This window comes from Streptomyces sodiiphilus, from assembly GCF_039529215.1.
GTDB classification, from domain to species: Bacteria; Actinomycetota; Actinomycetes; order Streptomycetales; family Streptomycetaceae; genus Streptomyces; species Streptomyces sodiiphilus.
The window spans coordinates 17,510-41,884 of the sequence record NZ_BAAAMJ010000038.1; the positions used below are offsets into that span (position 1 = coordinate 17,510).

The 24,375-nt window shown below is 71.1% G+C and carries 20 protein-coding genes, 1 tRNA gene and 2 CRISPR repeat arrays; of the genes, 7 read left to right on the forward strand and 14 right to left on the reverse strand.

The features are described 5' to 3' along the window. Positions 1-117: 117 nt before the first annotated feature. Positions 118-1,794: a CRISPR direct-repeat array (repeat unit 29 nt; unit sequence GGGGCCATCCCCGCGTGCGCGGGGAGCAG). 88 nt (positions 1,795-1,882) lie between these two features. The 8 genes from cas2e to cas3 form a co-directional block, all read right to left on the reverse strand. After that, the gene (gene cas2e, locus ABD299_RS17875; RefSeq protein ID WP_344263599.1) at positions 1,883-2,227 is read right to left on the reverse strand and encodes a type I-E CRISPR-associated endoribonuclease Cas2e; all 345 of its coding nucleotides are present in this window, start codon (positions 2,225-2,227) and stop codon (positions 1,883-1,885) included. After that, on the reverse strand, positions 2,224-3,183 hold the full coding sequence (gene cas1e / locus ABD299_RS17880) for a type I-E CRISPR-associated endonuclease Cas1e (RefSeq protein ID WP_344263601.1): 960 nt from the start codon (positions 3,181-3,183) through the stop codon (positions 2,224-2,226). The genes cas2e and cas1e overlap by 4 nt, the downstream gene beginning before the upstream one ends. Beyond that, positions 3,180-3,968: a type I-E CRISPR-associated protein Cas6/Cse3/CasE gene (cas6e, locus tag ABD299_RS17885; RefSeq protein WP_344263603.1), complete on the reverse strand. Its 789-nt coding sequence runs from the start codon at positions 3,966-3,968 to the stop codon at positions 3,180-3,182. Before cas6e ends, cas1e begins: the two co-directional genes overlap by 4 nt. Further along, complete coding sequence (cas5e, locus tag ABD299_RS17890; protein ID WP_344263605.1) at positions 3,968-4,798, reverse strand: type I-E CRISPR-associated protein Cas5/CasD; 831 nt, start codon at positions 4,796-4,798, stop codon at positions 3,968-3,970. The genes cas6e and cas5e overlap by 1 nt, the downstream gene beginning before the upstream one ends. Further along, the gene (gene cas7e / locus ABD299_RS17895; protein WP_344263607.1) at positions 4,795-5,997 is read right to left on the reverse strand and encodes a type I-E CRISPR-associated protein Cas7/Cse4/CasC; all 1,203 of its coding nucleotides are present in this window, start codon (positions 5,995-5,997) and stop codon (positions 4,795-4,797) included. Before cas7e ends, cas5e begins: the two co-directional genes overlap by 4 nt. 88 nt (positions 5,998-6,085) lie before the next feature. Next, positions 6,086-6,784, reverse strand: coding sequence for a type I-E CRISPR-associated protein Cse2/CasB (gene casB / locus ABD299_RS17900; RefSeq protein WP_344263609.1), 699 nt, complete (start codon positions 6,782-6,784; stop codon positions 6,086-6,088). Then, positions 6,781-8,595: a type I-E CRISPR-associated protein Cse1/CasA gene (casA, locus tag ABD299_RS17905; protein WP_344263611.1), complete on the reverse strand. Its 1,815-nt coding sequence runs from the start codon at positions 8,593-8,595 to the stop codon at positions 6,781-6,783. The genes casB and casA overlap by 4 nt, the downstream gene beginning before the upstream one ends. Continuing rightward, positions 8,585-11,491 (reverse strand): CRISPR-associated helicase Cas3', encoded by a 2,907-nt coding sequence (cas3, locus tag ABD299_RS17910; RefSeq protein WP_425581362.1) that lies wholly within the window; start codon positions 11,489-11,491, stop codon positions 8,585-8,587. The genes casA and cas3 overlap by 11 nt, the downstream gene beginning before the upstream one ends. A 274-nt stretch (positions 11,492-11,765) precedes the next feature. On the opposite strand from cas3, the gene ABD299_RS17915 reads away from it, so the two are divergent. Together ABD299_RS17915 and ABD299_RS17920 are read left to right on the forward strand one after the other, a co-directional pair. Then, positions 11,766-12,362, forward strand: a complete 597-nt coding sequence (locus tag ABD299_RS17915; RefSeq protein ID WP_344263613.1) for a hypothetical protein — start codon at positions 11,766-11,768, stop codon at positions 12,360-12,362. A gap of 84 nt (positions 12,363-12,446) precedes the next feature. Further along, a complete protein-coding gene (locus ABD299_RS17920) occupies positions 12,447-13,019 on the forward strand; it encodes a GNAT family N-acetyltransferase (protein ID WP_344263615.1) in 573 nt (190 codons plus the stop codon). Positions 13,020-13,130: 111 nt separating this feature from the next. Beyond that, positions 13,131-13,892: direct repeats of the CRISPR family, unit length 29 nt; unit sequence GGGACCATCCCCGCATGCGCGGGGAGCAC. Between the two features lie 118 nt (positions 13,893-14,010). Here ABD299_RS17920 and hemC read toward each other — a convergent pair. Further along, positions 14,011-14,946 (reverse strand): hydroxymethylbilane synthase, encoded by a 936-nt coding sequence (hemC, locus tag ABD299_RS17925; RefSeq protein ID WP_344263617.1) that lies wholly within the window; start codon positions 14,944-14,946, stop codon positions 14,011-14,013. A 133-nt stretch (positions 14,947-15,079) separates the two neighbouring features. Between hemC and ABD299_RS17930 the strand changes: the two genes are divergently transcribed. The 3 genes from ABD299_RS17930 to ABD299_RS17940 all read left to right on the forward strand — a co-directional run bounded on the left by ABD299_RS17930 (position 15,080) and on the right by ABD299_RS17940 (position 16,554). Beyond that, entirely contained in the window at positions 15,080-15,436 is a 357-nt protein-coding gene (locus ABD299_RS17930) for a PRC-barrel domain-containing protein (RefSeq protein ID WP_344263619.1), read from the forward strand. A 24-nt stretch (positions 15,437-15,460) separates the two neighbouring features. Beyond that, complete coding sequence (locus tag ABD299_RS17935) at positions 15,461-15,619, forward strand: hypothetical protein (RefSeq protein ID WP_344263621.1); 159 nt, start codon at positions 15,461-15,463, stop codon at positions 15,617-15,619. A 152-nt stretch (positions 15,620-15,771) separates the two neighbouring features. Continuing rightward, on the forward strand, positions 15,772-16,554 hold the full coding sequence (locus ABD299_RS17940) for an aminotransferase class IV family protein (RefSeq protein ID WP_344263623.1): 783 nt from the start codon (positions 15,772-15,774) through the stop codon (positions 16,552-16,554). Between the two features lie 552 nt (positions 16,555-17,106). On the opposite strand, the gene ABD299_RS17945 is transcribed toward ABD299_RS17940, so the two are convergent. The 4 genes from ABD299_RS17945 to ABD299_RS17960 all read right to left on the reverse strand — a co-directional run bounded on the left by ABD299_RS17945 (position 17,107) and on the right by ABD299_RS17960 (position 19,600). Beyond that, on the reverse strand, positions 17,107-18,012 hold the full coding sequence (locus tag ABD299_RS17945) for an endonuclease/exonuclease/phosphatase family protein (protein WP_344263625.1): 906 nt from the start codon (positions 18,010-18,012) through the stop codon (positions 17,107-17,109). Between the two features lie 344 nt (positions 18,013-18,356). Further along, positions 18,357-18,839 (reverse strand): hypothetical protein, encoded by a 483-nt coding sequence (locus ABD299_RS17950; protein ID WP_344263627.1) that lies wholly within the window; start codon positions 18,837-18,839, stop codon positions 18,357-18,359. After that, positions 18,832-19,308, reverse strand: coding sequence for a YxiG-like protein (locus ABD299_RS17955; RefSeq protein ID WP_344263629.1), 477 nt, complete (start codon positions 19,306-19,308; stop codon positions 18,832-18,834). The genes ABD299_RS17950 and ABD299_RS17955 overlap by 8 nt, the downstream gene beginning before the upstream one ends. A 216-nt stretch (positions 19,309-19,524) precedes the next feature. After that, a tRNA-Lys gene (locus tag ABD299_RS17960) sits at positions 19,525-19,600 on the reverse strand. A 1,425-nt stretch (positions 19,601-21,025) separates the two neighbouring features. Here ABD299_RS17960 and ABD299_RS17965 point away from each other — a divergent pair. Both ABD299_RS17965 and ABD299_RS17970 read left to right on the forward strand, forming a co-directional pair. Continuing rightward, on the forward strand, positions 21,026-21,856 hold the full coding sequence (locus ABD299_RS17965) for a helix-turn-helix domain-containing protein (RefSeq protein ID WP_344263631.1): 831 nt from the start codon (positions 21,026-21,028) through the stop codon (positions 21,854-21,856). After that, the gene (locus ABD299_RS17970) at positions 21,849-22,040 is read left to right on the forward strand and encodes a DUF397 domain-containing protein (RefSeq protein ID WP_344263633.1); all 192 of its coding nucleotides are present in this window, start codon (positions 21,849-21,851) and stop codon (positions 22,038-22,040) included. Before ABD299_RS17965 ends, ABD299_RS17970 begins: the two co-directional genes overlap by 8 nt. A gap of 118 nt (positions 22,041-22,158) precedes the next feature. On the opposite strand, the gene ABD299_RS17975 is transcribed toward ABD299_RS17970, so the two are convergent. Further along, the gene (locus tag ABD299_RS17975) at positions 22,159-24,123 is read right to left on the reverse strand and encodes a DEAD/DEAH box helicase (RefSeq protein ID WP_344263635.1); all 1,965 of its coding nucleotides are present in this window, start codon (positions 24,121-24,123) and stop codon (positions 22,159-22,161) included. Positions 24,124-24,375: the final 252 nt, after the last annotated feature.

Consider the following 24,375-nt stretch of genomic DNA (forward strand, 5'->3'; position numbering starts at 1 on the left):
CCCACCTCGCCGCCGTCACGCGTACCGCTCCAGCCGAGACAGGGGGACTTGAACGGCGGGGCCGGGGCCTCCCACTGAAGCTCAGCCGCCCGCCTGAGGGACACCGTGCGTACCCCCAGGCCCATCCCCGCATGCGCGGGGAGCAGGCCCGCGAGATCGGCCGCACGATGGCAATGAAGGGACCATCCCCGCGTGCGCGGGGAGCAGATGGTGTGCGCTGAAGTGGTCGGGCCAGTACGGGGGCCATCCCCGCGTGCGCGGGGAGCAGTCCAGCCCGGTCACCGCGATAGCCGTGGGGATGGGGCCATCCCCGCGTGCGCGGGGAGCAGCCCACCGACCCGGCCGACAACGACGGCTGCCTGGGGCCATCCCCGCGTGCGCGGGGAGCAGGTCACCAGCAGCGTCGGGCGCTGCCCCGCAGGGGGGCCATCCCCGCGTGCGCGGGGAGCAGAAGCTAAAGTTGTTCCATTTCCCGATGACCCAGGGGCCATCCCCGCGTGCGCGGGGAGCAGCGCGGGCCGCGTGGTCGAGCTCAGCCGCCACAGGGGCCATCCCCGCGTGCGCGGGGAGCAGAAGGCGTACTCAGCCGCTTTCAAGTACTTGTTGGGGCCATCCCCGCGTGCGCGGGGAGCAGCGGCCGGCGCCTTGGCCTTGGTACGTGAGCCAGGGGCCATCCCCGCGTGCGCGGGGAGCAGTCGATGGGAACTGTGCACGTGGCGTGAATTACGGGGCCATCCCCGCGTGCGCGGGGAGCAGCGTGCGCCTCATAGGTAGTGTCGGCTTCCACCGGGGCCATCCCCGCGTGCGCGGGGAGCAGGACTTTTCCGGCCCCCGGGATTTCTACTGTCGGGGGCCATCCCCGCGTGCGCGGGGAGCAGCCGGCCTGATTTCCGGGACCGCCCCGGGATTTGGGGCCATCCCCGCGTGCGCGGGGAGCAGTCGGCGGCGAATTTCCGTCCGGGCGCGGCGATGGGGCCATCCCCGCGTGCGCGGGGAGCAGCTCGGCTTCCTTGGCCTCAAGCTTGGCAAGCTCGGGCCATCCCCGCGTGCGCGGGGAGCAGGAAGTCTTCGGGTCCGGCCGTTTAGCTGCGTAGGGGGCCATCCCCGCGTGCGCGGGGAGCAGGCGGGGGACAGAACTCCAACGGGCACAAACTCGGGGCCATCCCCGCGTGCGCGGGGAGCAGAATCACAGTCACGAACACCCGGACATCCGGATGGGGCCATCCCCGCGTGCGCGGGGAGCAGTGGGCCCGATTGCGCTGGTCATTGCGGCTATTGGGGCCATCCCCGCGTGCGCGGGGAGCAGGGCGGGTCGGCGATGTTCCGCCATGTGGTCCCGGGGCCATCCCCGCGTGCGCGGGGAGCAGCTGGGTGCCAAGGGCGGTGGCGATGGCCTCCAGGGGCCATCCCCGCGTGCGCGGGGAGCAGGCTACCTCGCGCCCAATTTCAAACGGGTCAGCGGGGCCATCCCCGCGTGCGCGGGGAGCAGGTCTGCAACGATTGCTACGGTGAGGGAGGCTGGGGGCCATCCCCGCGTGCGCGGGGAGCAGGCGGGGCAGGTATCGGCGGCCGTGGTTGCGCTGGGGCCATCCCCGCGTGCGCGGGGAGCAGTTGCCGCTGATCTCGCTTCCGATACGCTGGCGGGGGCCATCCCCGCGTGCGCGGGGAGCAGGGGGGCTTCCGGTACGGGGTCCGGATGCAGCGGGGGCCATCCCCGCGTGCGCGGGGAGCAGGAGCAGCACCATCTTGGGCATGACGCCTCCTTGGGGCCATCCCCGCGTGCGCGGGGAGCAGACTTGCTGACCTGCGGGTTTATCGGCGGGGGAGGCTGTTTTTCCTTACTTGTTGAGAGTCCGGCATTGGCGGCAATACAGACATCGGCTCACCTGTTTCCGTAGCGGCGGCGTTTGCCGGCCTTGCTCCAGCCGGGCTTGATGGTGGGGGTGGTGCTGCGGTCGCTGGGGCGGCGGATGAGGGTCATGCCCTCGTGGTCGACCGGGTGCCACTTGTGGTCGTGTGTTCTGAAGGTGAAGCCCTGCTCGTTGTTCGTGGTGTAGGCGAGCAGGGCGCGGCCCTTGCCCGCGTACTGGCGGACCTCGTCCCACAGCACGTCCCGGACGCGGGCGGAGGGGCCGCCGATGAAGACGCCGGGGGATATCTCCAGCAGCCACCGGGTGAGGAGGCCCCGCAGGCCGACTGGGCAGTCGGTGAGCACGATGACGGTCACCAGATCACTCCCTCGGCGTAGTTGCGGCCGGCGTCGAGGTCGGGGCCCCGGTCGGTGCGCAGGGTGACGCGGTCCTCGGTGTCGAGTTCCGTGCCGGGGTCGGTGGTACCGCCTGCCGGGAGGAGCAGCGTCTTGATGTCCTTGACGCAGCGGTCGAGCAGGCCGGCCTCGTTGACCCGGTCGCGCAGCGCGCGGCGGGTGCGGGAGCCGATGTCCTCGGGGCTTTCCGCCGCGACGTCGAAGGCCACGGGGATGCCGATCTCGGTCTTGTAGAGGTCGGCGATGTCGAGGACGAACGCCAGCTCGTGGCCGGAGTGGACGAAGCCGAGGCTGGGGCTGCACCCCAGGGCGGAGACGACGGCCTGGGCGATGCCGTACATGCACTGGGCGGCTGCGGTGACGCCCTGGTTGGGTGCGTCTCCGGCGGTGAAGTCCCCGGGGACGTACTGGCGTCCGTGCCACGGGATGCCGACGCGTGCGGCCTGTGCGCGGTAGCAGCGCTTGACCCGGTCGCCCTCCATGCCGAGGAGTTCCTGCCGGGTGGCGCCGGAGGGGTCCTCGTCCGGGAAGCGCATCCGGTACATGGCCCGGGCGACGTCCAGTCTGGTGCGGCGGTTGGCCCACGCGGTGGCCTGTGCCTCGGCCAGGGCTGCGGAGCGGGTCAGGGAGCGGCCGCCCGCGTAGAAGCGGACGCCTCGTTCGCCGACCCACACGACGCCCGCGCCGCTGTCCCCGAGCACGCTCATCGCCTGGTGGGTGATGCGCGTGCCGGGGCCCAGCAGCAGGGTGCCGATGGTGGCGGACGGGATGTGGACGGTGCCGTCGACGTCGTCCGCCGTGATGGCGTTGGAGTCCCGGTGCACGGTGCAGCGTTCCAGGTAGACGAACGAGGAGCGGTCGCCGACCCGGGTGAGTTCGCGCGGACTGGAGGCGCGGCGTTGGCCGGCGGTGGTCATGACGTGGCACCCGCCGGCGCGGTGTCCGGGGCGGGAGCCAGGGTCATCAGGCCGCAGCCGTATGCCTTCCCACGGCCGACGCCGGTGGTCAGGGTGTGGCGGAGTGCGTCGGGGTCGGTGACTTCCAACAGGCCGTCGAAGGTGGCGGTGACCATGGTGACCCGATTCCGTTTCCGAGCCTGGGGCCTGCCGTCGGGGCCGGTCGCCACGTTCTGACCGGGCGCCGTGGTCTTGTCGAACTCGCGGCGGTGGCGGTCGTGGACGACGACCTGCAGGTGCTCGTGTCGCTCGCGGGGGCCGCGGAGGTGGGCGGGGCGCTCCAGCAGGCGGATGCCCAGTGCGTCCTGGCGCTCCACCAGCCAGCCGACCTGGTGGTGCGGGGTTCGGTGTGCGGTGCGCTTGGTGGGTTCGCCGTCCTCGCGGCGGATGGAGTGCACCGGGTTGGCGGTGAGCCGGAAGTTCCAGGTGCTGCCTGGGGTGAGGCGCGCGAGGAAGGACGCGTAGTCGTGCGTCTTCCACCCGGGTTGCGCGGCTGCGGGCCATCCGGCTTGTTCGACGAGGTGGGTGAGGTCGGGGGCAGTAGGGCTGACGATGTAGAGCAGCACTTCGGCCCGGGCGTTGTGGTCGGCGCGCCACAGCACCCGTGGGCTGCCGGGGGTGGTGGTGTCGCCGGGCAGGAGGTCCGGGAAGCCGGCCATGACGGCCGCGTGCAGGCGCTGTGGTGAGGACAGCAGTCTGCGCGCGCCCGCGCGTGCGGTGTTGAAGCGGAAGCGGGTGAGGTGCATCAGCTGCCGCCTCCCAGTGCGGCTTCCGGGTCGTGGTGGAGAAGGATGCCGTGGCCGCCGGTGCGCCGGTCACCGGTGGCGCGGGGATTGGCGATCCGGACGTGTCCGGATCGCACGGCGCGCAGCGCGTAGCGGCGGTGGAGGGGGTCGAAGCTGAGCGGGTGGTCGCGCAGCAGGTCGCCGGGGCCCGTGTCTGCGGTGTCCTGGCCGTTGCCGTCCGCGTCGCCGCCCGCCGGGCCGCTGTCCCCGCTACCGGGCCGCGGTTCCCCGGAGGGCGGGGCGTCGGAGGCCGGGCCATCGGTGAACGTGCGGAGCAGGACGGTGGGTTCGCTTCGTCTGGCGCGCTGGTGCCACTCCGACGCCCGCCAGGGTTCGGCGGCCAGGGCGCCCGTCACGTCCGTTCCGGTGCGCACCCCGAGGTCGAGGCGGCGGGACGGGGGGCAGGAGCGGCGTCCGAGGTAGGGCAGGAACACCGGGCGCCGCACGGCCTCGTGCAGGTCGGCGATGAGGTCGTCGTCGCCCTCGACCGCGGCGACGAAGACGGCGTCGGCCAGGTAGTAGCGGTGCGAGACGGGCATCGACTTGTCGGTGTCGAAGTGGTGTGCGGTCTGGAAGTCCGTGAGTCGGGTGCCCGGCTGGTCGACGCGGACGCCGAAGCGCAGGTCGGCCAGGTCGGAGAGGTCGGCGGTGCGGTCCCGCCCCTGGGCGGCGGCGAGCAGGCCGATGACGCCGCTCTTGGTGGGTACCGCTTCGGTGGTACGGCGTGCGAAGCGGGCCGAGGCGCCCCAGGACTGGAGGGGGCCGGCCAGTTGCAGCACGAGGACACTCATGCCCCCTGCTCCCGGCGCTGCTGCACGGCCCGGCCGACGGCGGTGACCAGTTCGGAGAGGGTCACTTCGGTGCCGAGGCCGGCGAGGTCGGCGGTGGCGTCGCCGACACGCATGACCCAGGTTTCGGTGCCCTCGGCGGCGTCGTACGTGGACTCGACATCCGGGATGTACTTGGCCAGCTTCTCGCAGGCCTCGCGGACGTGGCCCGAGTCGCCCTTCGTGGGCTGCTCGAACGCGCCGACGAAGCTGATGGGCCGGTCGGAGCGGAGCTTGACGACGACGGCGTCGGGGAGGGTGTGGTTGCCGAAGGTGTTGACCTTGCCGGTGGGCATGGAGGAGATGAAGCCGCGCACGAACGCCTCGACGGCGCGGCGGACGGGGTCCGCGGCGGGGTCGTCGTCGCGGATGCCGGGGCCGAGGTTCTTGGCGAGCTGGTCGACGTTGAGCGCGGCGTAGCGGTAGAGGGTGGCGGAGTTGAACTCGACGGTGCCGATCATGCCGGCGCCGGACTCCTCGTCGGTGTTCCGGTCGTCGACGGCGGTGTAGTAGTCGGCTTCCGTCTCGGCGGCGTGGACGCTGATGGCGTGGGCCACCTGGGTGGAGGCGTCCACGTTGATGTCGGCGGCGTCGGCGACCATGCGGCCGAACAGGGCGATGTCCACCGAGTGCCGGGTGTTGGCGATCTGCTTGGCCTCGGCCTTGTTCTCCTTGGACTTGAAGAACGCCTTGATGTCCTCGCGTCCGCGCAGGGCGAGTTCGGCCAGGCCGTCGCGCTGGCGGCTGCTGAGGAACATCAGGTAGGAGGACTCCGGGGCGGCCTGCTCGGCGTCGGTGTCCGTCGCGTCCGCGTCCTTGGCCGACTTGGCCTTGCGCTTGGGGACCTCGATCTTGCTGCCGGTGGCGATCTGCACGGTCTCCGCGGCCAGCTTCACGGCCTCGGCCCGCTCGACCGTGTCGTCCTGCTGCTGGATGCTGTCCGCGACGAGCTCGGCGACCTTGCGGGTGCGGACGCCGAGTTCGGCGGGTTCCAGCAGTTCGGTGAACGCCTCGCGGGTGGCGCGCTTCCATGCCTGGCTGGAGACGCGGGAGCGGCGCACGCCGCCGTAGACGGCGGTCTTTGGGGCGCCGGTGTCGTCCCGGTTGATGTTGCTCGGCGGCACGGTCTGGATCACGTGCAGGTCGAGGATGGTACGGCTCACGAGTCGTCCTAGGTAGTGGTGGTTCGTGTGTGGAGGAGCTGATGCGGCGGTTGGACGGGCGGCAGAGCGCGCCGGTCGCCGCTCGGTGTCAGAGAGGGCTGCCGGTGGCGGTGCCGGGGTCGGGAGCGTCGCCGTCGCCCTGGCCGTCCTTCTTCTTCGCCGGGGGCCGGTAGGCGTGGAAGCCCCGGCCCCAGGCGCGGCGGACCTCCGCCAGACCGCCCGGCTGCTGGGCGCGGTGGAGCTGGTCGGCGAGGCGTGCGTAGTCCAGCGGCACTGCGTCGCGGCGCAGGAGGGTGACGAGTTCCCGCAGCCGCTGGGAGAGGGTGGTGATGTCGGGGGCGGTTCCGGCCTGGACGAAGCGGCGGCGCAGCGCCTCGTCGATTTCGTCGCCCGGCATGAGCCTGCGCACTGCGCCGCCGAGGTCGGTACCCGGCCTGTCGCGGACGTGCATCCTGTCGTTGCGGTGGGACTGCTGGTGCACCGCGTAGAGGGTGAGGGCGATGTGCGCGGCGAGTTCGCCGTGTTCGGCGTCCTCGTCGAGGAGTGCACCGCCGGGGTAGAGGCGCGGGTCGCCGGTGAGGCCCCACAGGTCGGGGACGGCCTCAATGGGCCGGCCGGCTCCCCGGCGCAGCCGGGCCAGAGCGGCGACGGCCTCCGGCCGGTCGGGTACGGCGAGGTAGCCCCGCTGGATGGGTGTGATGAGCTCGTGAACGACCGTGCCGGTGATTCCCAAGGGGCGGCTGTAACCGGCGTTCCGGGGCTGGTTCGCGTTCCGGGTCTGGGTCATGATGCGTGCGCCTCGGGGTTCTGGTCGTCGGAGTCTTCGGCGGTTGCGTCGGCGTCGGGAACGGGCGTGTCCGGGCCGGGGGCGGCATCGGCGGGGACGGGAATGTCGTCGGCGTCGGCCGTGTCGGCGTCGGGTGCCGCTGCCAGGGGCAGGGCCTTGCGGAGGCGGCGGTGGAACCACAGCTGGGCGGAGGCCGCCGTCAGCCAGTGGCTGCCGTTGCCGGTGGCGACGATCCTGCCGTCCCAGGCGGCCTGCGGGGCGTTGTCCACGAGCTGGTCGCCGAGGCTGCTGACGAGCCGGCGGGCCTGGCGCTGCCAGTCGCGGCGGCGCTCCTGCGGGTCCTGGCCCGGCCTGATCTCGGCCAGCCAGGTGCGGAAGGGGGCGTCCAGTTCGCCGAAGCCGAGGTCACGGGCCTTGTCGCGGGGGCCGTCGGTGTCGGCGCCCGCGGCGACGGCGATGTCGGAGGCGAGGTCTCCGAGGACGCCGATCGCGCTGTCGGCGTCGGTGACCGCGTCGATCGCGGCCTGGCCCAGTCCGCGGTCCCGGTCGTGCAGCAGGACGACCGGGAGGGGCACCGAGTCGTCGATGACGTCGTCGATGACGGACTGCTGGGTGCCGTAGCGGGCGCCGACCAGCCGGGCCCGGATGAGGTAATCCTGCGGCAGGAAGCCTTCGACGGTGAGTCCGGCGATCCAGTCCAGGATGCGGGGGCGCACCACGGCCGCCGCCTCCTGGCGCTGTTCGGCGCCGCGCACCTGGCCGGCGACGAGGGCGCCCAGGCCGCGCCAGGCGGTGCGCGCCGGGTCGTGCTCGCGCGGCAGGTAGACCTGCGGCAGTTTGTGCTTCTTCTCCTGTGCGGGGCTGCGGCGCCAGGCCGTCATGGGCTCGCGGTAGTGCATGTTGCGGGGCGTGAGGGGGTCGCCGTAGCAGAGCAGCACGCCGTGGATGCCGTCGGCGTCGTGGTGCAGGCGGATGCGGCGGGTCTGCCAGGTGTACAGGTCGCGGACGCCGGACGGCCGGGTGGCCAGTTCGACGGCACCGGCCTGGGCGGCGGTGGAGGGCTCGCGACGCCAGGCGGGCCGGTCGTCGCTGTCGGCCCGGAAGTTGGCGGTGTCGGTGGCGATCAGGTTGAGCAGCAGCGTGTCCCTGAGGGTGTCGCCCTCGGCGAAGACCCCGCCCAGGTTGCCGGACCAGCCGACGCCCTGCGGGTAGCCCTTGCCGCCCTTGACGCGGGGGTCGCCGACGGCTCCGGACTTGATGCCGGACGGGTCGTAGGCGTGGGCGTGCACGACCCAGCGGGCGGCCTCGGCCGGGGTGAGGCGGTCGGCGCCGCGCGCCCGCATGGTGAAGAACCTGTCGTTGGCTGGGACATCGGCCACGATGCGGTCCAGGGACGTCATGTCGCCCTTCGCCGTGTGCAGACCTGCCACCTGGAAGAAAGGGGTGAGGGGGTGCAGCAGGTCGAAGCGGTGGCGGTGGGCGGCGAGGTACTCACGGACGCGGTCGGCGGGCAGCCGGTCGTCCTCCCAGTAGTCGGCCCATTCCTCCGGGTCCGCCGGGCCGTCGAGGGCGTCGTGCAGGATCGCCAGCAGCAGGCGCAGCAGGGCGAACTCCTGGGTGGGGAGGTCGCCCACCAGGCGCCGGACGCGGTGGGCCTGCTCGAAGACGCCGAGGAGCGACAGTTCGGCCTCGGTGCCGTCCAGGTGCTGGGCGGGGAGCCAGGGTTCGGTGATCAGGTCGAAGGACGCCGCCGCCTCCCCTGTCTCGCTCGCCCCGCCGGGCTGGTGGTCCGGGGGTGGTTCACTGGGCACGGGTGACCTCAAGTCCGTCGGTTGGCGAGTAGTGCAGATCGAAGCCTGCCAGCCGGGTGCGACAGTCCTCGTCCAGGACGAGGATCAACTCCCCGGCCAGCCAGTGGCTTTCCTTGGCCTGCCAGGCAGGGACGCAGCGCTCCTCCAGCTCCTCGATGGCCTGGTCGAGCACCTGCGGGAAGGAGAAGTGGTAGGGCAGGCGCAGCCCGCAGGCGGCGACCGTGCGGGCGAGGGCGGGCGGCGGCACGGTGTCGACCGGGATCTCGGCCCCGGCGTGCTTGCTGTCCGCCCAGGGGACGACGGTCAGGGCGCCGTCCGTGCGGCGGCTGACGACCAGGACCTCCAGGTTCTCCGCGGTGTCACGAACCTGGGCGTGGCCGGCGGGTGTGTCGTCGGCGTCGCCGACCCCGGCGTCGATCCAGCCCAGCAGGGCGCGGCCGTCCCGCTTGGCCTCGTCGAGGAGGAAGTCGTTCGCCTTGTCGCGCTGCTTCGCCCGCTGGACGTCGTGCTCGGTGCGGGCCCGTTCCATCGCGTCCTGCCAGTCGGGCGGACCGGCCGGGCCGGTGCCGTAGGCGTCCTGCACCAGCGGGCTGATGTCGGCCGGGAGACGGACGGGCAGGGGGTGCGGGGGGTCGGCGGTAGCGCTGTCGGCAGTGGTGGTGGTGGTGCTGTCGGCGGAGCCGCCGAGGTGGGGTTCCAGGACGGCCAGGGTGCGCAGCAGCAGGTGTTCCCCGTAGACGCGGGCGGAGCCGGACACGGGGGCGGGGGGTGTCGCGGACCAGTCGGCGCCGGTGATCAGGCAGCGCGCGGTGCGCAGCGCGGGCGGACGGCCGCTCTGGTTCTCGCCGCGCGGGTGCCGGTGCAGGCGGCCCATGCGCTGGAGGAGCAGGTCCACCGGGCACAGGTCGGTGACGAGGAGGTCGAAGTCGATGTCCAGGGACTGCTCGGCGACCTGGGTGGCGACGACGATGTGCGGGCCGGCGGGGCGCTCGTCGCCGGACTTGCCCGGCGGGCCGAAGCGGCGGAGCAGTTCCGCGTCGTTGCGGGCGCGGTCGAGGTCGAGGAAGCGGGCGTGGGCCACGGTGACATTGTCCGTGCCGAAGCGGTCGCGCAGGCAGGCTGCGGCCTCCAGGGCCCGTGCCACGGTGTTGCGGACCACCAGGGCGCAGCCGCCGTCGGCCAGCTCCTCCTGCAGGCGGTCGGCCAGGGCGTCCACGTCGTCGTCGAGGCGCTCGGTCAGGACCCCGACGCCCCGCCCGGACGGCTCGGGCAGATACGTCCGGGGGCGCGTGCCGGGGGCGACGGTGGTGAGCAGCGGGTAGCCCGTGGTGTCCTGGAGTTCGGAGAAGTAGACCGGGTCGGTGCGCTTTCCGGCGTACGCCTCGGCGAGCTCGCGCCGCCGGGCGGACGGCAGGGTCGCCGACAGCACCACGACCGGTACCCCGTAGGCGCCCAGCCAGGACAGGACGCGGTCCAGGTAGACGTTCATGTAGGTGTCGTAGGCGTGCGCCTCGTCGATCACGACGACCTTGCCCGCGATGGCCAGGTGCCGCAGCGCCAGGTGGCGGCTCTTGAGACCGGCGAAGAGCAGCTGGTCGATCGTGCCGACGACGAAGGACGACAGCATGCCCTTCTTCCGGCCGCGCAGCCACTGGTGGGCGACGAGTTCGGCCGAGGCGGAGCGGCGTGCGTCCCGGCGGTGGCTGAGCCGGTCCTCGTCACCGTCCACATCGATCGCGGCCAGAGTGCGGGCGCCCGCCCGCATGAGGGTGGCGTAGTCGCGGTTCAGCGCGGCCTTGGAATGGGCGAGGTGCACGGAGTGGGCACCGGTGCCGGACCGGTGGTCGGGCAGCCTGCCGAGCCAGTCCAACAGGCGGGGGAACATGGCGTTGCCGGTCGCCATCGTGGGGAGCGCGACGAAGCAGCCGCCGGCGCCCGAGCGTGCGGCGAAGATCTCGGCGACCGCGAGCGCCGCTTCCGTCTTGCCCTCCCCCATCGGCGCCTCGATGATCATGAGCCCAGGACTCTCCATCGCCCGGGCCGCCTCCACGGCGGCCGCCTGCACCGGACGTATCCGGGCCCCGGTGGGCAGCGAGAACCGCTCGGTGAAGAGAGCTTCCGGGGTCAGCTTCCCGTCCGGCTCCCGCGCCTCCCAGGGCGGGGGCAGGCTCAGCCCGCGCCAGGCGGCGGCGATGCGCTCGGCGTCATCGCGCGGCGCACCGGGGTAGTACGGGAAGAGATCGGGGTTGCTCGCGATCCAGTCCGCGACGATGACCAGCGCGGTGAGCAACACCTGCGCGGGCTGCGGCAGTTTGACGTGCTGCCAGGCCGGGAGCAGGTCGGCGACCCCGCACACCTCGGCGGCGGTGTCCAGCAGTTCGTCCTGCACGGCACGCCACTGCTGCTCGCTGTCGGGCGTGCGCAGCAGCGCGGGGTGGTCGGTCAGCGCCTTGACGCTCGCAGAAGTCGGGGGGACTCCGTGGTGGCCGCCGGCGATGATGCCGAACTGGGAGGTCGCCCGCTGCTGCCATCCGTGCCGCTCCATCAGCCATTGGTTGATGAGAAGTTGCCCGGCGAGACCGTGCGGGGCGAGCCGACGGTCGGTCATCTGCTTGTGGAACGGCATGTCGAGCCCGGCTTCCCGCATCCGGTCGGACAGGCTCTCGACCTGGCAGGCGAAGGCGGGGGTTGCCTTGCCGATGTCGTGGGTGGTGGCCAGCCACACGGCCAGCCGTCGCGCGTCCTCGGTGTTGCTGCGCAGAGACCGGGCGACCATGTCGCGGATGCGCTGCGGCAGCCACTTGTCCCATAGCAGCCCGGCGACGGCCCCGCTGTCGGCCATGTGCCGCCACAGCGGCAGCCATCCGTCGCTGGCCCTGTCATGCTTCGCCCACACGCGACTCGCGGCGCGCGAAAGCATGTCTCCACTGCCCCACCCCGAGGCCGAACTCGTGCGCATGCGGGCATTAAATAGGAGCTGTGGCGAAGAAGCACAACTTTCCCTGAAGCTCATCGGTACCTGCCGGTAGCGCCTAGGATGCGCCCCTTCTCTCCCGCAACGGCCGCCGCATGCCCCGCTGCACATCGACGTTGCTTCTGCCTCCGGGCCGGGCCGAAACAAGCGCACGACTACCGGTGCAGGGGAGCGGACTCTCGTCGAGAATCGGGGCATGGACGTCCCCGGTCTGCTGAAAACGGCTGCCCTGCTGATCCCGGCCGAGACCGTAACCCAGAACGGCATCACGGTGACCGACATCCGGGACTCCCTGGACCACCGTGAATGGGAAGTGGCCCTCGATCTACTGGAAGAACTCGGTGACGTCCACCCGCTCCCGCTGAGCTTCTGGCAGGGCCTCGCCACCGCCGCCGAGCGGATGCGACTCGATTGGCACGCGGCCTGGTGCCATTGGCGCGCCTACGAGACCCGGTACGGCACCATCCGCGCCGATCTCACTCTCACACCTGCCGACAGCACGGCTTACCGGCGCACCCCGATACCGGGAGCCGGTGTCCTTCGGCCGGCATGGGACATCGGGCATCGAACCACGACAGGGGAACCGGAACTCTGTACCGCCCGGCTATGGGTGGAGTACGCGCCGAGCCTGGAGCCCGGCGGGCGAGCCTCGGTGCGCCTTGCCCCCCTCTCCCCGTCGAAATGGCAGCTTCTTCAGCCCGGCCGGGCGGTCACCATGCACGAGGACCGGACCATCACCGGAACGGCAGTCGTCGTGGAGGTCCTGCCTCCCCCAGCCCTGGAGAGCGCGTGAGGGGAGTGGCCCCGCGGTCCCGCATGACCTCTCGCGAGTGAAGACCCTCATGCGCCGGGGAGCACCTGGTGGCATCGTGGTGCCATGACCATCACAGTCCGCCCTGCGTCAGCCTTCGAGGACGTCCGCGCTGTGCTCGGTCCGAAATCGCCCGATGCCAACGTCTGCTGGTGCCTGAGCTACCGGATCCCGTCCAGGCTCAACAACGAGCTCCGTGGACCGGCCCGTGGTGATTACGTTGCTGAGTTGTGCCGGACGGATCCCCCGCCGGGTGTCCTCGCCTACGACGGTGACGAACCGGCCGGCTGGGCGGCCGTCGCACCGCGCTCGGCCACTTCCTTCGCACGCAGTCGCAAGATCCCCCACGTTGACGACCTCCCGGTCTGGTCGCTGTGGTGCATCCGCGTACGCCCAGGGCACCGGAAGAAGGGCGTCTCGCACGCCCTCATTGCCGGTGCGGTCGAGTTCGCCCGGGCCCAGGGCGCACCGGTGATCGAGGCGTACCCGCTCGACAGCGGGGGCGACAAGGTGAACGTGACGATGGCGTACGCGGGGATCCGGAAGAACTTCGAACGCGCCGGGTTCACCCACGCAGCCGATACCACCTCGGTACTGGCCGGCCATCCCCGAGTACTCATGCGGCTCGACCTGCGCTGAGAGCGCAACCCTCGGCCTCTGCACTCCCCACCCGTCAGACTGCCGCCTGACGACCACCCCCGCATGCGCGGGGGAGCACCGGACCGAGACCATGGCCATCACGCTCCAGCAGGGACCATCCCCGCATGCGCGGGGAGCACCCGCTCGGCCTCCGTAGCCTCCATTCCGTAAGAGGGACCATCCCCGCATGCGCGGGGAGCACTGGTGTACTCACGTGAGTACACCGGAGGAGTGAGGACCATCCCCGCACGCGCGGGGAGCACAGCTGTCATCCCGGTGTCAACCGGCTTCGGCTTGGACCATCCCCGCATGCGCGGGGAGCACCACGGCGCGGGCCAGGATGGTGCGGGCGTGGAGGGACCATCCCCGCATGCGCGGGGAGCACGGCGTGCGTCTTCCTCCGCCCCGTACACATCGGGGACCATCCCCGCATGCGCGGGGAGCACCGCCCATGACGGCCCATGATGACGCCACTTGGGGGACCATCCCCGCATGCGCGGGGAGCACGACGCCGTGCCGTTGTAACAGAAGTCAAGCGAGGGACCATCCCCGCATGCGCGGGGAGCACTTGCCCCAATTCCCGGTCGCCCTCGTGTTCTGGGGACCATCCCCGCATGCGCGGGGAGCACGGAATGCCAATCCGCCCGACCGGCCGAAGCCGGGGACCATCCCCGCATGTGCGGGGAGCACCCGGGGCGGCCGTAGTCGCCGTTGTGAGCGCCGGGACCATCCCCGCATGTGCGGGGAGCACTCGAAAGACTCCTGAAGAGTCGAGATGAAGGGGGGACCATCCCCGCATGTGCGGGGAGCACATTACCGCGCCATTCGGCTCCGTCAGGTAAATGGGACCATCCCCGCATGTGCGGGGAGCACACTTGCTGACCTGGGAGTTTATCGGCGGGGGAGGCTGTTTTTCCTTACTTGTCGAGAGTCCGGCATTACGGGCATTCTTCGCGTGTGGTCTTGATTCTCCATGGATCCGGCCTGTCGGTCAGTGGGGGATGGAGTCGATGACGTCGCGGGCGCCCTGGCGGAGGAGGGCTACGGCGACCGAGGTACCGAGGGTGGCGGGGTCGAGAGGGCCCGCCCATTCGTGGGCGTCGAGTACGGTCTTGCCGTCCGGGGAGAAGACGCGGGCGCGCAGCGAGAGGCGGCCGTCGCGTTCGGCCTTGGCGTAGCCGGCGATGGGGCTGTTGCAGTGGCCCTGGAGGACGTGCAGGAGCATGCGTTCGGCTGTGGTCTCGCGCCAGGTGTCGGGGTCGTTGAGGGGGGTGACGGCCTCGATGGTGGCGGTGTCGTCCTCGCGGCACTGGAGGCCGAGCACGCCGGCGCCGATGGGCGGGCACATGGTGTCCAGCGGCAGGATGTCGCTGATGCGGTCGGCCTCGTTGATGCGTTGCATGCCGGAGACGGCCAGGATCAGCGCGTCCGCCTCACCCTGTTCCATCTTTTCCATGCGCCGGTTGGCGTTGCCGCGCATCGGGACGCATCGCAGGTGGGGGTGGGTGATGGCGAGCTGGGCGGTGCGGCGGACGGAGGAGGTGCCGATCCGGGTGCCCTCGGGCAGTTCGTCGAGGGTGAGGCCGCCGGGGTGGATGAGGGCGTCGCGGATGTCGTCGCGGGCCAGGTGGGCGGCGAAGACGGTTCCGGCCGGGAGGGGGCGGTCGGCGGGGATGTCCTTCATGCAGTGGACTGCCAGGTCGGCGTCGCCGGCCAGCAGGACCGCGTCCACCTCTTTGGTGAAGGCGCCCTTGCCGCCGAGCTCGGAGAGGTCGCCCATCCACCGGTCGCCGGAGGTCGTGACGGGGACGACCTCGGTCGTGATGCCGGGGTGGCGGGCGGCCAGCTCGGTGCGGACGCGTTCCACCTGGGCCAGGGCCATGGGAGAGGAACGGGAGACGATGCGGATCAGCTCGGCGGCGGCCATGCGCAGACGATAGTGCGTTCGTGCGGGGGGCGGCGACACGCGCAGGCCGTGGCCCATCGCGGGTCGGCTTCGGCTCTGGGGTTGACCGGGTGGGAGGCGGGTACCCGGGGTGACCTAGGAGAGGAGGGTCGCAGTGATCGAAGTGCACGACATCCGGGAGTGGCGGGGCCACTCCGTTGTGGACAGCCGCGACCACAAGATCGGCTCGCTGGAGTCGGTCTATGTGGACACGCGGACCGATCAGCCCTCGTTCGCCACCGTCACGGTCGGGTTGCCGACCAGGCATCGGCTGGTGTTCGTGCCTCTCGTGGGGGCCGCGGTGGGACCGGGGTACCTGAGGGTGGCCTATGAGAAGCAGACAGTGAAGGACGCGCCTTCGATCGGCACGGACGGGGAGTTGCCCGCGAGTGATGAGGAGTCGGTCTTCTCGCACTACTCCCTCAGCTATCAGCCCGGCAGCGGCGGTGAACGGCGGCTCGCCCGTCGGTGAGCCGGAAAAATGGAGGTATCTGACATGGGTTGGATCATTCTGCTCGTCCTGCTGGCGCTCGTCATGGGCGTCCTGGGCAGCATCATCGAAGGACTGTTCTGGCTGCTGGTCGTCGGCGCCATCGTCTTCGTGGCGGCGATGGTGTTCGGCGGGGTACGGATGCGTGGTACCCGGACCAGGTGAGAGGGCCGGGGCCCCGACGCGCGGGGTGCCGGCGGAAGGACGACGGCTGAACGGCGGCCGGCGCGCGATGGCGTGCCGGCCGCTTCGCCGTGCCGGACGGGCGGCGGCGCGCTACGACGTGACGGCTCGGCCTCGGTGGAATCCTGGGGCGCATGGCTGAACTGAACGGCGAACCGGCACAGATCGAGGATCTGCGCGCTCTGGCCATGACCAACTACGGGCACTTCACGTCGATGCTCGTGGAGGGCGGCCGCGTGCGCGGTCTGGAGCTGCACCTGGAGCGGCTGGTCAGCGACTGCCGGACGGTGTTCGGCACCGGCCTCGACGTGGAGCGGGTCAAGGACTTTGCCCGCCGGGCGGTTCCGGACGACGGTCCCGTGGTGGTGCGGGTGACCGTCTTCGACCCCGGTCTGGGGCTGGGGAACGCGGGCGCGCCGGCGCATCCACAGGTGCTGGTGACGACCCGGGCGGCGGCCGGCACGGCCTTCGCGCCTCTGCGGGTGCGATGCGCCGCGTATGTGCGTGACCTGCCTGCGGTGAAGAGTGTCGGCCTGTTCGGCGCGATACGGCATCGGCGTGAGGCACAGCTCGCGGGCTTCGACGACGCGCTGTTCGTCGATGGCCGGGACGGGCGGGAGGCGGTGTCCGAGGGCGGCACCTGGAACGTGGGCTTCGTCCAGGACGGGCAGGTGGTCTGGCCGGACGCCGAGTGCCTGCCGGGCACCACGATGCGGCTGCTCCAGCAGGTCCACCCCTCTGTCCGCGGGGCGGTACGGAAGGCGGATCTCGGCTCCTTCGAGGCGGCCTTCGCGACGAACGCCGCACTCGGTGTGCGGGCGATCGCCCGGATCGACGACACGGAGTTCCCCGGCCACCACCATGTGATCGAGGAGTTGCGGCGCGCGTACGCCCGCATCCAGGGTGACGAGTTGTAGGCGTTTCCTGGGGCCCGGACATGGCCCCTGCCGACAGCCCGTTCGCTCACCCGAAGACGACGACCGGGCGCCCCCGGAACGACGACGGGACGGCGAGGCAGCGCCTCTCCGGATGTGGCGGGCGTGCGCTCCTGCCGACCGGTTGCGTTGCACCTCAGTACACCTCGCCGGTGAGCAGCACCGGCCACGACGACGGAGCACCACGTGGAACACCTCTGGCCCACCATTGACCGCCTCGTGCAGTGGCTCGACGCCGAGACCGACACGACTCCCGAGGTCGCCCGGCTGCTGCGGGTGCTCAAGATCAGCGAAGAGGCGGGCGAAGTCGCCGAGGCGATCCACGGAGTGTGCCGGGCCAACCCCCGCAAGGGCGCCGGGCACACGTGGGAGGACGTGCAGAACGAACTTTGCGACGTGATTCTCACGAGCATGGTCGCCCTGCGCACGATCACCCCGGACGCCGAGCAGGTGTTCGCCGCACGGCTCGACCACGTCGCCGAACGGTCGCTGGGGTCCCGTCCCACGCGTTGCGGTGTCAGGGAGACCGCGCCGTCATCGGAGGGTGATCAGGGCGGCGACCGGCAGGTGGTCACTGCCGGTGGCGGGCAGGGTGCGGATGTGGCTGACGGTCGCCGAGCGGGCCATGACCAGATCGATCCGGGTCACCGGGAAGGCGGCGGGGAAGCTGAAGGCGAAGCCACGCTCCGCCACGTTCAGCTGTGAGGTCAGCGGCGCCAGCCCGCGGTCCTCGACCGTGCCGTTGAGGTCACCCAGCAGGACCAGCGTTTCCCGTTGCTCGGCAGCGATGGCGTCGCCCAGCAGGGCGGCGCTCTCGTCCCGGCGGGAGGAGGCGAGGCCGGTTGCCCCGATGCGGATCGAGGGCAGGTGCGCGACATACGCCGCGATCTCGCCGTGCGGCGTGTGGACCACCGCCCGCAGTCCGCGGCTCCAGGGCTCCGTGATCTCCTGGGGCTTGATGTCGAGCAGGCGGGCCTCGGTGAGCGGATACTTCGACCACAGTCCGACGGTTCCCCGGACGGCGTGGTACGGGTAGTCGGGTGCGAAGGTCTCCTCGTAGAGCGGCAGTGCCTGCGGCAGCAGTTCCTGCAGGCCGATGAGATCGGGCCCGGCCTCGGCCAGGGCGCGGGCGGTGCCCGCCGGGTCGGTGTTCTCGTCACTGACGTTGTGCTGCACCACGACCAGTTCGTGCCGGCCGGGCTCCGGTCCGGGCATCAGCAGCCCGCCGAAGAGGTACGTCCAGGCCGCCACCGGCAGGAGCACGGCCACCAGGGCGACGGCGGAACGGCGCAGCAGGGCCACCACGAGCAGAACCGGCACCACCAGGCCGAGCCGCGGAAGGAACGCCTCCAGCAGACTGCCCACGCGGCCCGGCGTGTTGGGAACCGCCCGGTGGAACGCCAGCAGCCCTGCCGTCAGCACCGCGACGGCGGCCGGCACCCGCCCCCGCCTCCGGTCCCACCAGCGCCTCGCGTCCCCCGCCCCGCCCGCTGCCGGGACCTGCTGCCCGGATCTCCAACCCGCTTGGCCGGCTGCCACCGGCTTCTTGATCAACGTCAGGCCCTCCGTCGTTCCGCCATGCCCCGTCCGCTCCACTCGTTGGCCAGGACACCTCCCTCGGAGCGATCAGTTTCCGTTGCCCCGTCGGCGTGCGGTGCCCGGTCGTGTGCCGCTGACGGGGTGGCCGTGCGCGTTGCCGACCGTGATCCGGTCGAGCGTCTCCGGAGTACGTGCGGAAGCTGCTGTCGGTTGCCCTCACGGCCGAACCATGGCTGTGGGGCCAGTCAATCCCAGGCGTTGAAGAGCAGCTCGCCCAACACCATGACTCCGTAGTAGCGGACTTCGCGCCATTCGGCCGGTGTGAGAGCCGAGGTGTCCACTCCGGAGAGGGGCATCCTCAGGCATTTCCGGCTGAGCACCGTGAACCCGGCATGGGCGAATGTCTCGGACCAGACCGGAGGCTCGACGAACTCGTCGCGGTACCACATCCGACGTTCGTCGACGAAGGCAATCCAGGCGTGGTGCGCGTGACAGAGGACGACGTGCTCTCCGGTGCGACCGGCGACCGCAGCGGTGTGGAACGTGCGTGGATACGCCTGCTCCTCCACCTCCCGCACGCGTCCGCCGTCGGCACGGGCTGCGGCGGACAGAGCGGTACGGAAAGCCCGCAGGTCCGTCCGGGGGAGCGGGCCGTCCTCCGGCCGGAAGAAGCCGGTCGCTCCTCGGGGCAGGGCGAAGCCGAGGCCCGCGTTCTCCTCGTCAGCCATCCGCACGGAAGGGCGTGTATCCGGCGGGGACCTCACTGACCTGAAGGTCGGAGAAAACCAGCCGGAGTCGGTGTGCCTCGGTCTCGATCGAGACCTCGTGAAAGTCGATTCCGACTGCCCGTTCCCAGCGGCGGGTCGTTTCCGACTCGGCGAGGAGCTCCGCACCCGGGCAGAGCCTGTGCGCCTTTACACCCCAGACGAAACCGTCGAGATCCTTGCCTGTCTCGTGGTCGATGAGCCGGTCGTCCAGAGAGGTCCGCCAGCCCTCGGCCGAGACCGATGAGGTGCACCGGGCTTCGACGCAGTAGCGGAAGAGACACCGCAGGTAGGCCGGTTCGACGCCAGTGCGGGGATCTGCGGTCGCATAGACGATGAGCTCGTAATCGCGCAGGTAGTCGGTGTATCCGTGATGGACCAGGGCCTGGTCGAAGATCTCGTCCAGCGACTGCCGCAGCGCCATGGCGTCCATGACGCCCGTTCTACCGCACGCGGGCGACTCGGTCAGCCGCGGGACGACGGGCCGGTGTGCTTCGGTGGAGTGCTCGGCCCGGGCCGGCCGCGCGCACGAGTTGGGGGCGGGGGTCCACGCGCCACGTCCCGCACGCGCACGGCCCGGAAACGAGGACCGCACCGGTCGGGTTCCCCCCCTGCCGGACACGCAGGCGGGTGGCCCCCGGGGTCGAGGTGGTAGGCCGTGTGGGACTCGAACCCACAACCAATGGATTAAAAGTCCACTGCTCTGCCAATTGAGCTAACGGCCCTTTTCCCTGCATCGGGAGCTCCATCGTATCAAGGTCACAGAGAGGAGTCTCCCGCAATCCGGCCCCCGCCCCTGACCAGCCATCAGCAGGCCTCTGAGCTGCGAAGACCGTGGCACTCGCCGGGCGGCCGGGCCGCCACCACCAGTGACGCCCGGCGGCCTGAGGCCGCCTCCTCCGCGCTTGCCTGAATCCCTGCCCGAGGGCGGGGCGAGGGCTCCATGAAGCGCGCTCCGGCGAATTCCAGAGGAAATCACCGAAGTATTTCGCGGAATGACGGACGGCCTGACGGTGAACCGGAACCGCATCCCGGGCGCATTCGCAGCGGGTCTCCGGGCAACGGGGCCCTCCTCGTCGTTCGAGGTGGGCCCCGTGCTTTGGGCAGGCATCACAGCGGCTCGCCCGGCTACCTGAGGGGTATTCCGTGGATGCGCTCAGCGCCGAGACGCACGCCCAAGACTGCGACGTACAGGACCCGGCGCCGGGCGAGCCGCTGCCGTGCTTCCCGGCGTGCGGTTTCCGTCCCCCGGACGTGTTCGGCCACGTAGCGGCGAACCAGGGGCGCGTGATCGGAAGCCAAAGGGCCGTCATCGCGCCGGGGTAACCGGAGTTGCGGGGTCGGCCGGTCTGGAGGGAGCGGTGGCGGCCCTTCCGTACGGCACCGGGAGGAGGCCCTGCGATGCCTTCCGGTGCCCCGGTGCCGGCCGGTTGCCGGCAGGAACAGTCCGACGATCCGGGACAGCAGGCGCATAGCACTACGGATCGTTTTCCTCACCTCCCTTCAGCCGGCGAACAGGGCATCGACGGGATTGCCGTCCTCCCGGAGGTTCCGTGTTCCCTCATCGGGGCACCTCGGCCCGAGCGCGGTAGAACCGGCCCAGAGAGCCACGGACAGGAGAAGCCAGAGCAGAAGAGTCGCCACCCATTGCCTCATGTGCGGGTTTGGGCTTGGTGTAGATGAGCCGCAGACACCTCTTGCACCTCCTGCCTTCGGGCACACGTTCCAGTTCGGGGTGTGAGCAGGGCTCAGTACTTTCCACTGAAGATCCTGATGAGCTGCCGGGCCACCTTGTGGGCTTCCGCGGGAGGAAGTCGCAGGACGACGGTTTCCCTGCCGGTGTGGTCGAAGAGAAGCCTCACCGCATGAGGGGCCACATCCACCAGGCCGAGCACATCCCGGAATGCGTCGCGGGCGTCCCGGGCCGCCGGTGTGTGCCGGTCGGCCCGCGCCGCTGCGGCCTCGGATGCGCTCGCCCGAACGAACGGATGTGCGGCAGCACTGCGTCGAGCGGCTGCCGATGGTGTATCCATGAGAGGTCCTTCCTGTGAGGGGAGTTGACTAGCGGTAGTCGTAGCCTCACAGGAAGGACGCCCGATCGGTAGGCTGTGCGCGGTCACAACGCCCAGTTGAGACCGAACAGTGGAGCGATGTTGGACACCAATCACGACGACGAACGGCTCACAGCAAGAGTTCTGATCGCGCGCCAACTACGCAAATTGCGGGAAGAGGCAGGGCTTTCCCTGCGCAAGCTCGGCTCAGAGATTCACTTTCAGCATTCCTACATCTCCGATGTGGAGAGCGGCAGGAAGCTGCCCAGCGAGGAAATGGCCAGGGCACTCGACGAACGCTTCTCCCCCACCATTCCGTTCACCGATCTGCTGGAAGTGGTCCGGGACGCTCTCATCGCCGACTACTCGCGGACTGTGGTCGCACGTGAGGCAGAGGCCATTCGCATTGAGGTCTTCGGAAGCTCAGTCATTCCCGGGCTACTGCAGACCGAGGCCTTTGCGAGAGAACTGCTCAGAGCGGGACTTCCCCGGGAGTCCTCTGCGGAAATCGATGCGCGCGTAGCCGCACACATGAAGCGCAAGAGGATTCTCGAGGGTAAGACCCCTCCACTGTACTGGGCGGTGCTGGACGAGGTGGTTCTGATGCGATCAGTCGCGCAGAAGGGTGCTGCCCGGGAGCAACTCTCCGCCCTGCTCACCGCGTCCGAACACCCGCACATCACCTTGCAGATCTACCCGCTCGCCAACGGACTCCACAGCATGCAGGGAGGCAGCCTCACCATGCTGACGCTCAGGGACGGCCAACGCGTCGGCCTTGTCGAGAGCTTCGGCAGTGGCGAACCCGTCGAATCGCCACTCAGGCTGGTGGAGTACGCCCAACTTTTCGACATGGCCAAGCTCAACGCACTATCGAAGCAGGACTCACGGAAGCTCGTGAGCCGGTACTTGGAGGAAACCCGGGATGACTGACCACTACGTGGAGAACGCCTCATGGCGCAAGAGCACGTACAGCGGCATGGACAACGGACAGTGCCTGGAAGTCTGCGACGGCTTCCCCGGTGTCCTTCCCGTCCGTGACAGCAAGCGGGCGGACGGGCCGGTGCTGGTGATACCCGCCGCCTCCTGGCAGGCGTTCATCCGGTCCGTGCAGTAGCCCGGTCCGGCAGGACGGCCCGCCGTGGTGGTGCCGTCTGGGCCGGGCCGTACGTCCCCCGACACGGCGACGCCGCCCTCCCCCCGGACCGGGGTGAGGGCGGCGTCGTCATGTGGCGTCAGTTGCCGCGCTTCCAGCGGGGCTTGTCGGCGCGGCGGTCGAAGGAACGACCGCGGGTGTCGTCGCGGCGGCCTTCGGTGCGGGCGGCCTCGGGGCGGTGCTCGCTCCTGCTGTCACCGCGGTGGTCGTCACGGCGGCCGTAGGGGCGGCGGTCGTCACCGGCACCGGCACCGGGGCGGCGGTCGTCACGCCGGTCACGGTCGTAGGGGCGACGGTCGCGGTCGAAGGGGCGTCCGCCCCGGTCGTCGCGGCGGTCACCGTTGAACGGGCGGCGGTCACGGTCGAACGGGCGGCGGTCGCCGTCCTCGCGGCGGCCGTAGGGGCGGCGGTCGTCACCGGGCTCGCCGCTGCCACCCCGGCGGTCGTCACGACGGTCGTCACGACGGTCGTCGCGGCGCCCGTCCCGGCGGTCGTCACGGCGGAAACCGCCACCGCCGCCTCGGCGGTCGTCACGGCGGCCGTCGAAGCGCTGCTCACCCCGCTCGGCCTCGGCCTTGGCGGCCTTCTCGGCCCGGCGTGCCTCGCGCTGCGCCTCCCGCTCGGCCTCGGCGGCGGCCTGCGCCTCGGCGGCCGCGGCGATCGCCTCGGCCGGGTCCTCGCCACGCTCGCGCGCCGCGCGACCGGTCAGCTTCTCCGCCTCGTCGCGCAGCTCCGTGGCGCGCGCCTGGGCGCGCTCCAGTTCGCGGGTGAGCCTGTTCACCTCGCGCTCGGCCTGCAGAGCGGCGCCCATCGCGGCCTCGGCCTGGACCTCGGTCAGCGAGCGGGCCCCGGTGATCTCCGCGACCTCCGGCTCGAACAGGTCGCCGCGGCCGATGATGTGCCGCGAGGCGTCCACGCCCGCGTCCTCCATCAGCCGGAAGATGCCGCGCCGCTGGTGCGGCAGGGCGAGGGAGACCACGGTGCCGGAGCGGCCCGCGCGGGCGGTGCGGCCCGAGCGGTGCAGGTAGTCCTTGTGGTCGCCGGCCGGGTCCACGTTCAGCACCAGGTCGATGCCGTCCACGTGGATGCCGCGCGCGGCGACGTCGGTGGCGACCAGCACGTGGGCCTTGCCGTCCTTGAAGTCGGCGAGGGTCTTGGTGCGGGCGCCCTGGGTCATGCCGCCGTGCAGCGCGTCGGCGCGCACGCCGGACTCGCGCAGCTGCTCGGCGACCCGGTCCGCGCCCAGCTGGGTGCGGACGAAGATGATGGTGCGGCCCTTGCGGGCGGCGATGGCGGCGGTGACCGGCGCCTTGTCCCGCGGCTTCACGATCAGCACGTGGTGGCTCATGGTGGTCACCGCGCCCTGGGCGGCGTCCACTTCGTGGCTGACCGGGTCCACCAGGTAGCGCTTGACCAGGCTGTCGATCTCGCGCTCCAGGGTGGCGGAGAACAGCATCCGCTGGCCGCCGGGGGGCACCAGGTCGAGCAGCTCGGTGACCTCGGGGAGGAAGCCCAGGTCGGCCATCTGGTCGGCCTCGTCGAGCACGGCGACCTGGACGGCGTCCAGCGAGCAGGACCCGCGGTTGATGAGGTCGCGCAGCCGGCCGGGGGTGGCGACCAGGATGTCCACGCCGCGCTCCAGGGCGTACATCTGGTTGCTCATGGAGGTGCCGCCGCAGACCACCTTGAGCTTGAGGCCGAGCACGTCGCCGTAGGGCTGGAGTGCGTCGGCGACCTGCATGGCCAGCTCGCGGGTCGGGGTCAGGATGACGGCGCGGGGGCGCTTCTTGTCGGTGCGCCCGCCGGACAGCCGGGCCATGAGCGGCAGCCCGAAGCTGAGGGTCTTGCCGGAACCGGTGCGGCCCCGGCCGAGGATGTCGCGCCCCGCCAGGGCGTCCGGGATGGTCGCGGCCTGGATGGGGAACGGCGTGGTGACGTCGTTCTGGGCGAGCTTGCGGACGATCGGGTCCGGCAGACCGAGGTCGCCGAAGGTGAGGGTCGGCTCGTCCATGGGCAGGACGGCGTCAGGGGTGGTGACAGACATGCGTGATGAAAACCTTCCGGAGTCATACGGCACGCGCCTAAGCTCCGTAGGTTGCTCACGACCGCCTGGATGCGGTCAAGCCACGGCTTGACGAGGAACGCGCCACACGGCGCGCTTCAGTCCGGCGCCGGGCAAGTGGGAATCAAACGATCTCCAAGCATACGCACCGTGCCCTGGGGGACGCAAACCGGCATCGTGCGCATGTTCGGCGAGGGCGGACGGGCCGCGCTCGGGGACAGGGCCCGGGCTGTC

Bases quoted from the DNA above. Each gene is read 5' to 3' on its own strand.
- cas1e (WP_344263601.1), bottom strand. From the start codon at position 3,183: ATGACCACCGCCGGCCAACGCCGCGCCTCCAGTCCGCGCGAACTCACC.
- cas6e (WP_344263603.1), bottom strand. From the start codon at position 3,968: ATGCACCTCACCCGCTTCCGCTTCAACACCGCACGCGCGGGCGCGCGC.
- cas5e (WP_344263605.1), bottom strand. From the start codon at position 4,798: ATGAGTGTCCTCGTGCTGCAACTGGCCGGCCCCCTCCAGTCCTGGGGC.
- casB (WP_344263609.1), bottom strand. From the start codon at position 6,784: ATGACCCAGACCCGGAACGCGAACCAGCCCCGGAACGCCGGTTACAGC.
- ABD299_RS17915 (WP_344263613.1), top strand. From the start codon at position 11,766: ATGGACGTCCCCGGTCTGCTGAAAACGGCTGCCCTGCTGATCCCGGCC.
- ABD299_RS17920 (WP_344263615.1), top strand. From the start codon at position 12,447: ATGACCATCACAGTCCGCCCTGCGTCAGCCTTCGAGGACGTCCGCGCT.
- hemC (WP_344263617.1), bottom strand. From the start codon at position 14,946: ATGGCCGCCGCCGAGCTGATCCGCATCGTCTCCCGTTCCTCTCCCATG.
- ABD299_RS17935 (WP_344263621.1), top strand. From the start codon at position 15,461: ATGGGTTGGATCATTCTGCTCGTCCTGCTGGCGCTCGTCATGGGCGTC.
- ABD299_RS17940 (WP_344263623.1), top strand. From the start codon at position 15,772: ATGGCTGAACTGAACGGCGAACCGGCACAGATCGAGGATCTGCGCGCT.
- ABD299_RS17950 (WP_344263627.1), bottom strand. From the start codon at position 18,839: ATGGCTGACGAGGAGAACGCGGGCCTCGGCTTCGCCCTGCCCCGAGGA.
- ABD299_RS17955 (WP_344263629.1), bottom strand. From the start codon at position 19,308: ATGGACGCCATGGCGCTGCGGCAGTCGCTGGACGAGATCTTCGACCAG.
- ABD299_RS17965 (WP_344263631.1), top strand. From the start codon at position 21,026: ATGTTGGACACCAATCACGACGACGAACGGCTCACAGCAAGAGTTCTG.
- ABD299_RS17970 (WP_344263633.1), top strand. From the start codon at position 21,849: ATGACTGACCACTACGTGGAGAACGCCTCATGGCGCAAGAGCACGTAC.
- ABD299_RS17975 (WP_344263635.1), bottom strand. From the start codon at position 24,123: ATGTCTGTCACCACCCCTGACGCCGTCCTGCCCATGGACGAGCCGACC.